This is a genomic window from Sphingopyxis sp. 10G20-10 (assembly GCF_057365075.1).
This window is the reverse complement of sequence record NZ_CP195117.1, coordinates 341,188-355,082: the sequence shown is the minus strand read 5'-3', so window position 1 is coordinate 355,082 and position 13,895 is coordinate 341,188. Positions and strand designations below refer to the sequence as shown.

General features: G+C 60.9%; 14 protein-coding genes. 11 read left to right on the top strand and 3 right to left on the bottom strand.

Going from position 1 to position 13,895, the window contains the following annotated elements; all coding sequences use genetic code 11:
* The first annotated feature begins 27 nt into the window (after positions 1-27).
* The 6 genes from pgmG to ACR3XE_RS01660 all read left to right on the top strand — a co-directional run bounded on the left by pgmG (position 28) and on the right by ACR3XE_RS01660 (position 5,907).
* A complete protein-coding gene (gene pgmG / locus ACR3XE_RS01685; protein WP_473699305.1) occupies positions 28-1,410 on the top strand; it encodes a phosphoglucomutase/phosphomannomutase PgmG in 1,383 nt (460 codons plus the stop codon).
* A 144-nt stretch (positions 1,411-1,554) separates the two neighbouring features.
* The gene (lptB, locus tag ACR3XE_RS01680) at positions 1,555-2,370 is read left to right on the top strand and encodes an LPS export ABC transporter ATP-binding protein (protein ID WP_473699306.1); all 816 of its coding nucleotides are present in this window, start codon (positions 1,555-1,557) and stop codon (positions 2,368-2,370) included.
* A gap of 58 nt (positions 2,371-2,428) precedes the next feature.
* A complete protein-coding gene (rpoN, locus tag ACR3XE_RS01675) occupies positions 2,429-3,898 on the top strand; it encodes an RNA polymerase factor sigma-54 (RefSeq protein WP_486185872.1) in 1,470 nt (489 codons plus the stop codon).
* Positions 3,899-3,970: 72 nt separating this feature from the next.
* Entirely contained in the window at positions 3,971-5,002 is a 1,032-nt protein-coding gene (galE, locus tag ACR3XE_RS01670; RefSeq protein ID WP_473699308.1) for a UDP-glucose 4-epimerase GalE, read from the top strand.
* A gap of 76 nt (positions 5,003-5,078) precedes the next feature.
* Positions 5,079-5,204, top strand: a complete 126-nt coding sequence (gene ykgO / locus ACR3XE_RS01665) for a type B 50S ribosomal protein L36 (RefSeq protein WP_004210176.1) — start codon at positions 5,079-5,081, stop codon at positions 5,202-5,204.
* Between the two features lie 97 nt (positions 5,205-5,301).
* On the top strand, positions 5,302-5,907 hold the full coding sequence (locus ACR3XE_RS01660; RefSeq protein ID WP_473699309.1) for an HAD-IA family hydrolase: 606 nt from the start codon (positions 5,302-5,304) through the stop codon (positions 5,905-5,907).
* 8 nt (positions 5,908-5,915) lie between these two features.
* On the opposite strand, the gene ACR3XE_RS01655 is transcribed toward ACR3XE_RS01660, so the two are convergent.
* Positions 5,916-7,994 (bottom strand): S9 family peptidase, encoded by a 2,079-nt coding sequence (locus ACR3XE_RS01655; RefSeq protein ID WP_473699310.1) that lies wholly within the window; start codon positions 7,992-7,994, stop codon positions 5,916-5,918.
* A 165-nt stretch (positions 7,995-8,159) separates the two neighbouring features.
* Between ACR3XE_RS01655 and ACR3XE_RS01650 the strand changes: the two genes are divergently transcribed.
* The 5 genes from ACR3XE_RS01650 to ACR3XE_RS01630 all read left to right on the top strand — a co-directional run bounded on the left by ACR3XE_RS01650 (position 8,160) and on the right by ACR3XE_RS01630 (position 12,807).
* Positions 8,160-9,998 carry a M24 family metallopeptidase gene (locus ACR3XE_RS01650; RefSeq protein WP_473699311.1) on the top strand — a complete coding sequence of 613 codons (1,839 nt, stop codon included), beginning with the start codon at positions 8,160-8,162 and terminating at the stop codon, positions 9,996-9,998.
* Between the two features lie 9 nt (positions 9,999-10,007).
* On the top strand, positions 10,008-10,469 hold the full coding sequence (locus tag ACR3XE_RS01645; protein ID WP_473699312.1) for an acyl-CoA thioesterase: 462 nt from the start codon (positions 10,008-10,010) through the stop codon (positions 10,467-10,469).
* 256 nt (positions 10,470-10,725) lie between these two features.
* A complete protein-coding gene (locus ACR3XE_RS01640) occupies positions 10,726-11,193 on the top strand; it encodes a hypothetical protein (protein WP_473699313.1) in 468 nt (155 codons plus the stop codon).
* 39 nt (positions 11,194-11,232) lie between these two features.
* Positions 11,233-12,186, top strand: coding sequence for a bifunctional diaminohydroxyphosphoribosylaminopyrimidine deaminase/5-amino-6-(5-phosphoribosylamino)uracil reductase RibD (gene ribD, locus ACR3XE_RS01635; RefSeq protein WP_473700268.1), 954 nt, complete (start codon positions 11,233-11,235; stop codon positions 12,184-12,186).
* A gap of 6 nt (positions 12,187-12,192) precedes the next feature.
* Entirely contained in the window at positions 12,193-12,807 is a 615-nt protein-coding gene (locus ACR3XE_RS01630) for a riboflavin synthase (RefSeq protein ID WP_473699314.1), read from the top strand.
* A gap of 34 nt (positions 12,808-12,841) precedes the next feature.
* On the opposite strand, the gene ACR3XE_RS01625 is transcribed toward ACR3XE_RS01630, so the two are convergent.
* Both ACR3XE_RS01625 and ssb read right to left on the bottom strand, forming a co-directional pair.
* A complete protein-coding gene (locus ACR3XE_RS01625; protein WP_473699315.1) occupies positions 12,842-13,300 on the bottom strand; it encodes an MmcB family DNA repair protein in 459 nt (152 codons plus the stop codon).
* A gap of 13 nt (positions 13,301-13,313) precedes the next feature.
* Entirely contained in the window at positions 13,314-13,871 is a 558-nt protein-coding gene (gene ssb / locus ACR3XE_RS01620; protein WP_486185871.1) for a single-stranded DNA-binding protein, read from the bottom strand.
* Positions 13,872-13,895: the final 24 nt, after the last annotated feature.

The window sequence follows — 13,895 nt, the reverse complement described above, 5'->3', positions numbered from 1 at the left end:
CTTTTCCAGCCAGCGAGACCTGTGCCCATGACCCATATCTTTCACCCGACAATGCTGCGCGAATATGATATTCGCGGTGTCGTCGGCGACACATTGTCGGCCGATGACGCGCGCGCGATCGGGCGCAGTTTTGCAACATTGGTGCGCCGCTCCGGGGGCAGCGCCATCGCGGTTGGCTATGACGGACGTCTCTCTTCGCCGATGCTCGAGGAAGCGTTGGTGGAGGGGATTAATGCGGCGGGCGTCGATGCCGTGCGGATCGGGCTGGGGCCGACGCCGATGCTCTATTATGCCGCGTCAACGCAGGAAGTGGATGGCGGAATACAGATAACCGGCAGCCACAACCCCCCCGACTATAATGGTTTCAAGATGGTGATGAAGGGGCGCCCCTTTTACGGGGCTGACATTGTCGGGATCGGCAAAATGGCTGCGGCCGGTGATTGGGAAAGCGGCGAGGGACGCCATCAAAGCATCGATATCCTCGATGCCTATGTCGACCGGCTGGTCACTGGATTCGGTGGCGGGGCGTTTCGCATCGGTTGGGATGCGGGCAATGGTGCGGCGGGCACGGTGATCGAGAAACTCACCGCGCGTCTGCCCGGTGAGCATCATCTGTTGTTTACCGATATTGACGGCCATTTTCCCAATCACCACCCTGATCCCACGGACGAAGCGAACCTTTCCGACTTGAAAGCGCTCGTCGCGGACAAGTCGCTCGATTTTGGAGTGGCTTTTGATGGCGACGGCGACCGGATCGGTGCGATCGACAGCATGGGCCGGGTCATCTGGGGTGACCAATTGTTGCAAATCTATGCCGCGGCGCTGCTCGTCGAACAGCCCGGCGCGACGGTCATTGCCGATGTAAAGGCCAGCCAGGCGTTGTTCGACCGGATCTCCGAAATGGGCGGCCGGCCCTTGATGTGGAAAACCGGACACAGCCTGATCAAGGCCAAAATGAAGGAAGTCGGCAGCCCGTTGGCGGGTGAAATGAGCGGGCATATTTTTTTCGCCGACCGCTATTATGGTTATGATGACGCGCCCTATGCGGCGGTTCGCCTGATTGAGGCAGCAACCAAGCTGGGACAAGGCGTTACCGAGCTGCGCGGCGCAATGGCGCCGATGGTCAACACGCCCGAGCTGCGCTTTCAGGTCGACGAGGTCCGCAAATTCGCCATTGTGGATGAAGTTCTCGACCGGCTTTCGGCTTCGGGAGCAAAGGTGAACCGCACCGATGGCGCGCGGGTGCTCACCGAAGATGGCTGGTGGCTGCTACGCGCCTCGAACACACAGGATGTACTGGTGGCGCGCGCCGAAGCAAAAGATGAAGCGGCGCTCGACCGGTTGATGGCGGCGATTGACGAGCAGCTGGCGCTGTCGGGTGTGACGCGTGGCGCGCAGGCGGGGCATTAAGGCTTTGACAACCCCATGCAACGATGATCATCCGGCTGAAATTCTTGTCCTTGCAATTATCTTGCCAGATTGACCTTGCCGTCGCCGCTGGGGTATCGCTGCATTCCGTCCCGACCCCGACCCCTTGCTGGCAGCGATAAATATATGACCGATGAATCCACCTTGGCAGTTCCCACGCCCGTCGGCGATCATGGCGTTGCCGAGCATACGGCGCACGTTCAGGAGGACGCCGCTGCCGGCAATGGGCTGGCAATTATTTCAATCGCCAAAAGCTATGACAAACGCGTCGTGCTGTCCGATGTGTCGCTGTCGGTCGGTAAGGGTGAAGTTGTCGGCCTGCTCGGTCCCAACGGCGCGGGCAAGACGACCTGTTTTTATTCGATCATGGGTTTGGTGAAACCCGACGCTGGACGCATCATGCTCGATGGGTCAGATATTACCGCGCTGCCCATGTACCGGCGCGCGATTTTGGGTCTGGGCTATTTGCCGCAGGAAACTTCAATCTTTCGCGGCATGACGGTCGAACAAAATATCGCAGCCGTGCTCGAACTTTGCGAACCCGATAAGATCGCGCGCGAGGCGCGGCTCGAGGAATTGCTCGAAGAATTTGGCCTTACCCGATTGCGCAGCGCCGCGGCGATGGCGCTGTCGGGCGGCGAACGGCGTCGCGCCGAAATCGCCCGCGCGCTGGCCGCAAACCCCTCGATCATGCTTCTCGACGAACCCTTTGCGGGGATCGACCCGTTGTCGATTTCGGACATCCGCGACCTTGTTGCCGACCTAAAGACGCGCGGCATCGGGGTGCTGATTACCGACCATAATGTCCGCGAAACGCTCGACCTCGTTGATCGCGCCTGCATCATTTATGACGGCAAGGTCTTGCTCGCCGGATCGCCCGCCGAACTGGTCGCTGACCCCGAAGTGCGGCGACTCTATCTGGGCGAGGGGTTCTCGCTGTGATGGGGGTGTTGGCCTGCGAAGGGCACGCCCGCGCGCGTTTATGATCGCTTAGCCCACAATGGCGCTCGGTCCCCGCCTCGATATCCGCCAGTCACAATCGCTGGTGATGACGCCGCAATTGCAGCAGGCGATCAAGCTGCTTGCGCTTTCAAACCTCGAACTCGACGCTTATCTGTCTGAGGCGCTGGAAAGCAATCCGCTGCTCGAAGCGACGGGGGCGGACGATGGGGAGGGCGGGGGCGATGGAGCAAGCGCCGACGGTGAGGCCACACTGGCCAATGGCGACGCTCCGGCCGAAGCGACCGACAGCGCGCTCGGCGCTGATGGCGGTGCCGCCGACCAGCTCGATGCCGAATATGCCGCCGAAAGCTTTCATCACGACAGCGTGAGTGACAATGTCGGACTGTCGGGCAGCGGCGAAGCCATTGATTTCGACAGTTTCGCCGACGAGGCGGAGACTCTGCACGATCATCTGCTTGCGCAGGCAGGTCAGCGGCTGAGCGGTGTCGCCGCGATTATCGCCGAACAGCTGATCGGCCTGATCGACGAGACCGGATATTTACGCGGCGACCTTGGTAATTTGGCGGACCGGCTGGGGCTCCCGCTCGATAATGTGGAAGAAGTGCTGGCGGTCATCCACGAATTTGATCCCGCCGGTGTGGGCGCGCGCGACCTTGCCGAATGTATCGCGCTTCAGGCGCGCGATGCCGATCGTTATGACCCGCCGATGCAATGTATGATCGCGCACCTTGATCTGGTGGCGCGCGGCGCTTTTCCGCAGCTTAAACGCATTTGCGGGGTCGATGACGAAGATCTGGCCGACATGATCCGCGAACTGCGCGGCTATGACCCCAAGCCGGGCCTGCGCTTTGGCGGCAGCGCGACGCAAGCGGTCGTCCCGGACCTCTATGTGCGTCAGATTAAAGAGGGCTGGACTGTCGAGATCAACAGCAGCACCTTGCCGCGCCTGCTCGTTAATCGGCGTTATTATAATGAACTGACCAAGGCTGCGGGCTCCAAGAATCGGGCGTGGCTGTCCGAACAGCTTGCGAGTGCAAACTGGCTGGTGCGCGCTCTCGACCAGCGTCAGCGCACCATCGTCAAAGTGGCGAGCGCGATTGTGAAGCAGCAGGAAGGTTTCTTCCTCCACGGCGTAGCGCATATGCGCCCCTTGACGCTGCGACAGGTGGCCGAGGCGATCGAGATGCACGAATTGACCGTCAGCCGTGTCACTAGCAACAAATATCTCGCCTGTTCGCGCGGGTTGTTCGAACTTAAATATTTCTTTTCGAGCGGAATTTCGGCGACCGAGGGCGATGGCGCAGTATCGGCAGAGGCGATCAAGAGCCGCATCAAGGCGTTGATCGATGCCGAGGATGGCAAGGCGATCCTGTCCGATGAAAGCATCGCCAAGCAATTGTCGGCAGAGGGGCATGACATCGCACGGCGCACCGTGGTCAAATATCGCGAATCGATGGGGATCGGGTCATCGGTCCAACGGCGGCGGCATAAGGCGCTGGCGGGCTAGGCCTTTCGCTCCAGCGCTAACCCTTTGCTAACCACTGTTCCTATAGGTTTCCGGCCAAAGGAGCCGAAACCTGTGTCTCAACCCCGCACGACCCGTCCCGACCGTCCCTTCACTGTCCTGGTGACCGGTGGTGCCGGCTATATCGGGAGCCATGCCGTGCTGGCCCTGCTTGATGCCGGCTGGCGCGTCACGGTCCTCGACAATTTGGTGACCGGCTTTCGCTGGGCGGTGCCGGGCGGGGCGACCTTTTATGAAGGCGATGTCGCCGACCCTGTGCTTGTCGCGCATATTATTGCTGAACAGGATGTCGGCGCGATCATGCATTTTGCGGGCTCGGTTGTGGTGCCCGAATCGGTCGAAAATCCGCTCAAATATTATCGCAACAACACCGCCAACAGCCGCAGCCTGATCGACAGCGCTGTGTCGGCGGGTGTCCGCCACATGATTTTTTCCTCGACCGCCGCAACCTATGGCATCCCCGAAGTCGTTCCCGTGACCGAGGACGCGCCGCAGTTTCCGATCAACCCCTATGGCATGTCGAAACTGATGACAGAAGCGATGCTCGCCGATGTCGCCGCCGCGCATGACTTCAACTATTGCGCGTTGCGCTATTTCAACGTCGCAGGCGCGGATCCGGCGGCACGCAGCGGCCAGTCGACCGCCGGTGCGACCCATTTGATTAAGGTTGCAGTGGAGGCCGCGCTAGGCCGCCGCAGCCATATCGATGTGTTCGGCACCGATTTTGATACGCCCGACGGTACCGGCGTCCGCGATTATATCCATGTCAGTGATTTGGCGGCGGCTCATTTGCTGGCGCTCGACGCGCTGGTCGCTGACCCCGGCGCGAGTCATCGGCTCAACTGCGGCTATGGGCGTGGTTTTTCAGTGCTTGAGGTGCTGAACGCGGTCGATCGCGCCACCAACCAGCGCATCGAGCGGCGTCTTGCCGGACGGCGCGCGGGCGATCCCGATGCGTTGATTGCCGACAATCATGCGATTCGCGCGGCGCTCGGCTGGGAACCGCGTTATGCCGACCTCGATACCATTGTCGGCCATGCGCTGGCGTGGGAACGCGAACTCGCCGGACGACGCCTCGCGGCCTGATCGGCAGTTGACATTTTGCCCGCATCCCCATAATTGCGCGCCTTCGCGTACAACGCCATATTATCGGAACAGTGTAATGAAGATTCGCAACAGCCTGAAGTCGCTGAAGGGCCGCCATCGTGACAACCGCGTGATTCGTCGTCGTGGCCGCACCTATGTGATCAACAAGACCAACCGCCGCTTCAAGGCGCGCCAGGGCTAATGCCCTTGGCCGGGGCGGTATCGCCCCGTCCGCCATTGTTGATCAGCGTAACGCCGTCGGAAACTTCCGGCGGCGCTTTCGCGTGTACGGCGCGCATATGATCGCGCGCTGTGTGATTTTTGACGTCGGCCGGGTCATGTTCGATTGGGATCTGCGTCACCTGTTCGCCAAGCTGATTGCTGATCCGGCAGAGCTCGAATGGTTCGTGACCAACATCATTACACCCGAATGGCATTTTCAGGCCGATCAGGGGCGCGATCTGGCGGCGATGGTCGCCGAACGCAAAGCCGAATTCCCCGCTCACGCCACGCTGATCGACGCCTATGCCACACGTTTTTGCGAAACGATCCCTAGGCCGGTGGCTGGGATGCCCGATCTGGTCGAGCGGCTCGACGCGGCGGGCGTGCCCTTGTTCGCGATCACCAATTTCGGACATGACTTCTGGGGGCAATTTCGCGCTTCCCAGCCGATCTTCGACCGCTTTCAAGGCATCATCGTTTCGGGGACGGAGAAATTGATGAAGCCCGACCCCGCTATCTACGCGCTGGCGGTCGATCGATTTGGCATCGACCCTGCGGGCGCGCTGTTCATCGACGACAATGCCGCCAATGTCGCCGCGTCCGAAGCAGCGGGAATAGCGGCACATCAGTTTCGCGATGCGCAGACGCTGAAGCGCGAATTAGCGACGCGCGGCTTCCTATGATGTGGGGCTTATTTCTCCACGCCCAACTGGGTCAGCACGAACGCATATTCCTCGGCGTCTTCGCGCAGCGCGCTCCAACGGCCCGATTTGCCCGCATGGCCCGCGTCCATGTTGGTGCGCAGGAGTAGCTGGCTATCATTGGTGCGGGTGACGCGCAGCTTCGCGACCCATTTGGCGGGTTCCCAATAGGTGACGCGCGGATCGTTGAGCCCTGCTGATACCAGCATCGGCGGATAGGCTTGCGCGCTGACATTGTCATAGGGGCTGTACGACAGCATATAATCAAACGCGGCCTTGTCGGTGATTGGGTTGCCCCATTCGGGCCATTCACCGGGGGTTAGCGGCAGTGTTTCGTCGGTCATCGTGTTGATCACATCGACAAAGGGAACCCCCGCCAGCACCACGCCCCATAATTCAGGCGCATCATTAGTGATCACCCCCATCACCTGACCGCCCGCCGAGCGGCCTTCGACCGAAATCTTGCCTGCGCGTGTATAATTTTTGGCGATCAGGCCGCGCGCGATGTCGATGAAGTCATGGAACGTGTTTTTCCGCCGGTCGGCTTTGCCCGCCAGATACCAGTCGCGTCCCAGATCGTCGCCGCCGCGGACATGGGCAATCGCATAGATCATCCCGCGATCAACCAGACTGAGGCGAATCGTCGAAAATCCGGGCGGGACGCGATAGCCATAGCTGCCATAGGCATAAAGATGCAGTGGCGCGCTGCCGTCGATCGGCGTACCTTTCTTGTAAACCAGCGACGCCGGAACCATCGCCCCGTCGCGTCCGGGTAAATTAACCCGTTCGGTTACATATTGGCTTGCATCATAACCAGATGGAATCTCTTGCACCTTCAGCGTTTCAAGCTTTCCGGTCGCGATGTCATAGTCAAAGACAGTGTCGGGGGTGACCATCGATTCATAGTCGATCCGCAACTTGTCCTGATGATATTCGGGATTGTCACCCAGCCCAGCCACATAAGTCGCCTCGGGAAAGGCAATGCGTCCGGACGTCAGCGCTGCGTCATAGCTGCGCACATCGACTTGATCGAGCCCGTCTTCGCGCGTTTCGAGGACGAAATAATCGCGAAAGACAGCAAGGCCGGTGATGTAGGTCGCGTCCGACCCGGGGATCAATGTCGTCCAGTCGTCAGGCTTGGCCAGGCTGGCGGTAGCGACGCGGAAATTGGGGTGGGTGTCATTGCTGTGAATATACAGTGTGCCGTCGCGCTCATCGACTGCATATTCACGACCTTTTTGCCGTGATGATACCAGCATGGGTTCGGCTTCGGGCTGATCGGCGGGAAGCAGATATACTTCGCTGGTTTCATTGTCGCCGGTCGCGATGACGATATAATTGTCGGCGGCGGTTTTTCCGATGCCGACGCCAAATCCGATGTCGGGCTCCTGATAGAGCAATTTGTCGTCGCTGACCGGCGTGCCAAGCTTGTGCAGCCGCACATTGTCGGTGCGCCAATGCTCATTCGCAAGGCCATAGAGCAGGGCATCATTGCCGCTGGTCCAGATCAGCGATGACAGCGTGCCGGGAATGACATCGGGCAGCATCTTGCCACTGCCGAGGTCCTGAAACCGCACTTCAAACCGTTCGGCGCCGGTGTCATCGACGGCAAAGGCCATCAGTTTGCCATTGGGGCTGACCGACAGTTCGGACAGACGGAAATAATCCTTGTCCTTGGCCAGCGCGACCTCATTCAGGATCAGTTGCGTCTCGCCACCCCCTGATGCGGGTTTGCGATACCATTTCTTATATTCGGCGCCGGTTTCATATTCGACCCAGTACAGCCAGTCGCCATCCTTTTGCGGGACGCTAGAGTCCTCTTCCTTGATCCGGCCCTTCATCTCCTGAAACAGCGTCTCGACCAGATCGGCATGGGGGGCCATCGCCGCATCGAAATAGGCATTTTCGGCATTTACATAAGCGAGCACATCGGCGTCATCGATGATCGGATAGCTTTCGTCGCGCAGCCAGTGCCACGGGTCCGACAGGGTTTTGCCGTGCAGGGTCAGTTGGTGCGGGCGTTGCTCGGCGATCGGCGCGTCGGACAGGTGCGGGGCTTTTACGGTCAATTCTATGTCTTTCTCTTGGGGATTTGCGCCAACAGGGGCGTCGGGGTGACAAGCGGGGTGGCAATTGCCGTCAGAAACAGCCAAATAGCGCGCATCAGAAATTCTCCCACCACGCCGCCCCGTTCGCGATGGGTCAGGCGTGGATGTAGGAACAAGGAGCAAGTCATGTCCAGCCCCGAAACCAACAGCGTCCACGCTGAACGCCTTGCCGCGCTCCGCGCCGAGCTTGCTGCACGCGACCTTGCCGGCTTTGTTATCCCGATCAGCGATGAACATATGAGCGAATATGTTGGCGACTATGCGCAGCGCATGGCGTGGCTCACCGGCTTTGGCGGCTCGGCGGGCTCGGCGGCGGTGCTATCAAACCGCGCGGCAGTGTTTATCGACGGGCGCTATACGGTGCAGGTGCGTGATCAGGTTGACGGCGACCTGTTCGACTATGTCGGCGTTCCGGCGTCGAGCATCGCCGAATGGCTGGCAGCGAACGCACAGGCAGGCGACCGCATCGGCTATGACGCTTGGCTCCACGGCGCAGACTGGGTGGAGGCGACGGCCAAGGCGGTCGCGGCCAAGGGCGCCGAATTGGTAGCAGTCGACACCAATCCTGTTGATGCGATTTGGGCTGATCGCCCCGCCCCCAGCCCCGCCCCCATCGCGGTGCATGACACCGCGCTCGCGGGACAATCGGCGGCGGACAAGCGCGCAATTATTGCTGAATGGTTGACCGACAAAGGGCTTGATGCCTCGGTGATGACCGCGCTCGATTCGATTGCCTGGACCTTCAATATCCGCGGGGCCGATGTCACCCACACGCCGGTCGGCCTATCCTATGCCATCCTGCGTGCAGACGCGACCGCCGACCTGTTCATCGCGCCAGAGAAAGTGACCGAAAGCGTGCGCGCACATTTGGGCAACAGCGTCCGCATTCATGATCGCGCCGCCTTTGAATCGGCGCTGGCCGAATTGTCGGGCAAGAAGGTTGCGGTTGATCCCAACAGTGCTGTCGCCGCTATCTTTGACGCGCTGAAGGCGGCGGACGCGATTATCGAACGGCACCGCGATCCGGCGGTGCTGCCAAAGGCGATCAAGAATGACGTCGAATTGAATGGCACCCGCGCCGCGCATGTCCGCGACGGGGTAGCCGTCTCTTCTTTTTTGCGTTGGATGGAGTCGGAAGCGCCCAAAGGCGGGCTCGACGAACTGGCCGCCGCCGCCAAACTCAAAGGTTTTCGCGAAGCCAGCGACGCGCTGATGGACCTGTCATTCGACACCATATCGGCGTCCGGCCCCAATGGCGCGCTGCCGCATTACAAGGTCGATGAAACAACCAATCGCAAGATCGAGACAGGAACGCTGTTTCTTGTCGATTCGGGTGGGCAATATGCTGACGGCACAACCGATATCACCCGCACCATTGCGATCGGTGAACCCAGTGCTGAAATGCGCCGCCGTTTCACCCAAGTCCTCAAGGGCCATATCGCGCTGGCCATGGCGCGCTTCCCGACCGGCACGCGCGGCAGTCAGCTCGACATATTGGCGCGCCAATATCTATGGGCCGATGGCGTTGATTATGCCCATGGCACCGGCCATGGCGTCGGCAGTTACCTTGCGGTTCACGAAGGGCCACAGCGCATTGCCAAGCCTACGGGCGGGCAGACGGGAATCGAGGAATCTATTCACGCCGGTATGATCCTCTCCAATGAACCCGGCTATTACAAGGCCGGCGCGTTCGGGATCCGCATCGAAAATCTGGTGATTGTCGTGCCGCTCAATATCGACGGGGCGGAACAAGATATGCTGGGTTTTGAAACCATCACCTTTGCCCCCATCGCGCGCAACTTGGTCGAATCGGCGCTACTAAGCCCAGTCGAGGCCGACTGGCTCGATGATTATCACGCACAGGTGTTGGCAAAGCTCAGCCCCGGTCTGGACGAGGAGGGCCGCGAATGGCTTTCCGCCGCCTGCGCCCCAATCGACCGCGCGCCAACCGCGCTTGCGGCCTGAGGACGGACGATGGATCGCAGCCAGTGGGATGTGCCGCTCGATTATTTCCGCGTTCACGAGGTTGTGCGCGTTCGTTTTAACGAGATTGACGGACAGAATATCGTCTTCAACGGCAATTATCTGGTTTACGCCGACATCGGCGTGACCGAATATTTTCGCGCCTTGGGCGAGGGGCAACCCGGCCCCTATTTCCTGCAATATGGCACCGACATCATGGTCGTGCACAGCGAGATTGACTATCACGCCTCGGCCAAGCTCGACGAACTGATCACCATTGCGGCGCGCATCAGCCGGTTCGGGCGAACCAGTTTCACCCTCCATTGCGCCATATTCCGCGGCGAAACGCGGCTGACCGATATCGAAATGAGCTATGCCCATGTCGATCTAGACAGCGGGCGTGCGACGCCCATGCCGGGCAGCTTCATCGCCGAAGTGCGGAAATTTGAAAAGTTGAAGCCCGTGCAGGCCTGATGACTTGGCGTGCCGCAGTAGATGAATCCCGGCGGCTTAGGGTAGGCAAAAAAAGGGCCGCCCCGAAGGACGGCCCATAAAAGTTTGGGAGAGGATGCCTAAAAGGCATGCGCATATTGCAGCGCACAAATGATTGTGCAACTGCGAAATGAGCATCTGTGATTGCATTTTTCGCAATCGGCTATCGGCTGATGTTTTGGTGCTGTCTGGACGTGTTTTTCTCGCCAAACCGCGTGACATCGCCTAAAATGCCCTCATGGCGATGATGAACAATTGGGACGTCAGTGGCGGTCTGTCCGACTTCTGGACCTATGTCCGCGAACCGAAGCCCCATCGTTGGGCGAGTTGGGGTCTCGCGCTCGTCCTGCCCGCCATCATTTTCTATGGTTTTTCCGAGAATTTGTTCCCTTATCAAAAGCCGAAACCGCAGATCATCTATTTCGAAAACTGGACCAAGGATCGCAGCGAAGCCCAGATTCGTTCCGATTGGGTCGCGCGCGCGAAAGAGACGACGCGCGAAAATGCTAAGCTTCGCGCTGAATATCAGCGGCTCGCCGACATGATGGGTGTGTCCTATGATTCGTCAGAGGCCGACCGCATCACGCGCGAAACATTGGGTCCCGAAGCCGAGCACCTCAAGGAAAAGGCACCGCCGCCGCAACGCTCCAACATTGCCGAACGCGCCGCACGTGGGCCGCAGGGCAAAGCCAAGGGCGGTCGCTGAGCGTTGGCCGTGAAGAGCCACTCGATGGATGTGGCCTATATGGCCGCCGCCGCTGCGCTGGCCGAACGATCGCGCGTTTTGGCTGCGCCCAATCCCAATGTCGCCTGCCTGTTGGTCGCCAAGGGCCGCGTCGTCGGGCGCGGCTGGACGCAGGCGGGCGGTCGTCCACACGCCGAGGCCATGGCGCTCGCCGAAGCGGGCGCAGCGGCCAAAGGGGCGATCGCATATGTCACGCTTGAACCTTGCGCGCACGCCAGTGACCGCGGCCCTGCCTGTTCGGACCTGCTGATCACGGCGGGGGTGGCACGCGTTGTCGCCGCGATAGAGGATCCGGACAGCCGCACGGCGGGCAAGGGCTTTGACCGGCTGCGCGAAGCCGGTGTCGCCGTGACCCGCGATATCGCGCCAGACAGGGCAAGGGCGTCGCTCGCGCCATGGTGGTCGCGCGCGACACGCAACCGACCCCTTATATCGCTCAAACTGGCGGTCTCGCTCGATGGGCTGATCGCATTGGGTGACGGATCGAGCCGCTGGATCACCGGGACGCGTGCCCGCGCCCACGGTCATCTGGAACGCGCGCGACATCAGGCGATTCTGGTCGGGCGCGGGACGTTAGAGAGTGATTTGCCACGGCTCGACGTCCGCAATTTGGGACTTGAGGACCGCAGCCCGAAACGGCTTTTGCTCACCCATGGCGCGGCACCCGACGGCTGGACCGTAGTTGCCGATCCATTGCACAGCGACACGCTGCCCGATATTGACTCGATCCTTGTCGAGGGCGGCGCAGGGGCTGCCGCCGCTTTCCTTGCTGTCGATCGCATCGACCGACTGCTGCTCTATCGCGCCCCGATTCTGATCGGCGCCGGTCGCGCCGCGCTCGGCGACATCGGATTGGCAAAGCTCGACGACGCACATGGTCGCTGGCAACTGAGCGACAGCCGGATGCTTGGCAGCGACCGGCTGGACGTCTACGACCGCGTGCGAGAGGACTGACCAACTATGTTCACCGGCATCACGTCTGACATTGGCACCATCCGGTCACGCGAGGATCGCGGCGATGTGCGGCTGGTCATCGCGACCGACTATGATGTTGCGGGAATTGCAACCGGGGCATCGATAGCCTGTTCGGGAGCGTGCCTGACCGTCGTCGACAAGGGGCAGGACGGGGAGGGCAACTGGTTTGCGATCGACGCCAGCGCCGAAACCATCGCCTGCACCGCTCCGGGCATGTGGGATGTAGGCCGCCGTCTCAACTTGGAACGCGCGCTCAAGGTCGGCGACGAATTGGGCGGCCATATCGTGACCGGTCATGTCGATCGCGTCGGCACCATTGTCTCCATGACCGAAGTTGGAGATAGCCACGCGCTCGTCATTTCGGCCCCCGCAGACCTAGCCGCCAGCATCGCCGCCAAAGGATCGATCACGGTCGATGGCGTCTCGCTGACCGTCAATGGTGTCGACGATCAGGCCGACGGCAGCACCCATTTCAGCCTCAACATCATCCCGCACACATTGGCGGTGACGACGCTGGGTGAGGCGACGGCGGGGCGACAGGTCAATCTGGAGATCGATATTCTCGCGCGCTATCTCGCAAGGATGCAGGCGCGCGGTTGAGCCGCTCCGTTCTGACGATGACGGATTTTCAGGACTAACCCACCCCCAGTTCGGGATCGCTGACCGCCATCATTCGGCGCATCGCGAGGCGTGCGAGCCGCAGCGTTTCGGCTTTGCGTCGCGTCGCAGCGAGGGGCACGGACGCTGCTTCGCGTACCACCACGGCGTCATAGCGGTCGGCGATGATCAGCCCCGATGTCTCGGGACGATAGTCGGGGAGCTCAAGGATCGTAGGGTCCAGCCCCGCCGTCAGCGCCCAGTAAAAATGGTCGCACCAGTCGCAATAGTCCGGCCACTTGCCATCGCCGTGTAGATCGGCCTTGCTGACCTTGATCTCGACGATGGTGATGTGGCCCTTGGCGTCAATCGCGGTCAGATCGGTGCGGCGCCCGTTGGGTAGCGGCACTTCGGGAATCGCGACCAGTCCTTGCCGGACAAACAACCGACCCACGCCGCGCGCGACGTCAGCGGCGGTGAGAGCGTTTTCCAGCATATTCAATCAGTCCTCAGAACGGAACGTCGTCGTCCAGATCATCGTCGAAGGGGGGCTTGCTGCCGCTTCCCGAGCCACCGGATGCGCCGCCCGAGCTGCCGCCGCCTTGGTTCCAGCCACCGTTGCCGCCGCCGCCATTGCCGCCGCCGCCATTGCCGCCGCTGCTTCCGCCGCTCCAGCTATCGCCGCCGCGTGATCCGCCACCGCCACCACCACCGGGCGCGCCGTCGAGCATCGTCATCGTGCCGCCCATGCCCGCGACTACGACTTCGGTGGTGTAGCGATCATTGCCGTCGCGATCCTGCCATTTGCGGGTGCGCAGGCTGCCTTCGATATAAATCTTGCTGCCTTTTTTTAGATAGCGTTCGACGACCCCGACCAGCCCCTCGCCATTGATCGTGATCTGGTGCCACTCGGTGCGCTCTTTGCGCTCGCCGGTCATCCGGTCTTTCCAGTTTTCGGAGGTCGCGAGGCGCAGGTTGGCGATTTTTCCGCCGTTCTGAAAGGATTTGATTTCGGGATCGGCGCCCAGATTGCCGATCAAAATTACCTTGTTTACGCTGCCAGCCATTGCCGCTCCGCTCCATGAGTTGAA

Excerpts from the sequence above, each read along its gene's own strand:
- pgmG (WP_473699305.1), top strand. The coding sequence starts at position 28 with ATGACCCATATCTTTCACCCGACAATGCTGCGCGAATATGATATTCGC.
- lptB (WP_473699306.1), top strand. The coding sequence starts at position 1,555 with ATGACCGATGAATCCACCTTGGCAGTTCCCACGCCCGTCGGCGATCAT.
- rpoN (WP_486185872.1), top strand. The coding sequence starts at position 2,429 with ATGGCGCTCGGTCCCCGCCTCGATATCCGCCAGTCACAATCGCTGGTG.
- ykgO (WP_004210176.1), top strand. The coding sequence starts at position 5,079 with ATGAAGATTCGCAACAGCCTGAAGTCGCTGAAGGGCCGCCATCGTGAC.
- ACR3XE_RS01660 (WP_473699309.1), top strand. The coding sequence starts at position 5,302 with ATGATCGCGCGCTGTGTGATTTTTGACGTCGGCCGGGTCATGTTCGAT.
- ACR3XE_RS01650 (WP_473699311.1), top strand. The coding sequence starts at position 8,160 with ATGTCCAGCCCCGAAACCAACAGCGTCCACGCTGAACGCCTTGCCGCG.
- ACR3XE_RS01645 (WP_473699312.1), top strand. The coding sequence starts at position 10,008 with ATGGATCGCAGCCAGTGGGATGTGCCGCTCGATTATTTCCGCGTTCAC.
- ACR3XE_RS01640 (WP_473699313.1), top strand. The coding sequence starts at position 10,726 with ATGGCGATGATGAACAATTGGGACGTCAGTGGCGGTCTGTCCGACTTC.
- ribD (WP_473700268.1), top strand. The coding sequence starts at position 11,233 with ATGGCCGCCGCCGCTGCGCTGGCCGAACGATCGCGCGTTTTGGCTGCG.
- ACR3XE_RS01630 (WP_473699314.1), top strand. The coding sequence starts at position 12,193 with ATGTTCACCGGCATCACGTCTGACATTGGCACCATCCGGTCACGCGAG.
- ACR3XE_RS01625 (WP_473699315.1), bottom strand. The coding sequence starts at position 13,300 with ATGCTGGAAAACGCTCTCACCGCCGCTGACGTCGCGCGCGGCGTGGGT.
- ssb (WP_486185871.1), bottom strand. The coding sequence starts at position 13,871 with ATGGCTGGCAGCGTAAACAAGGTAATTTTGATCGGCAATCTGGGCGCC.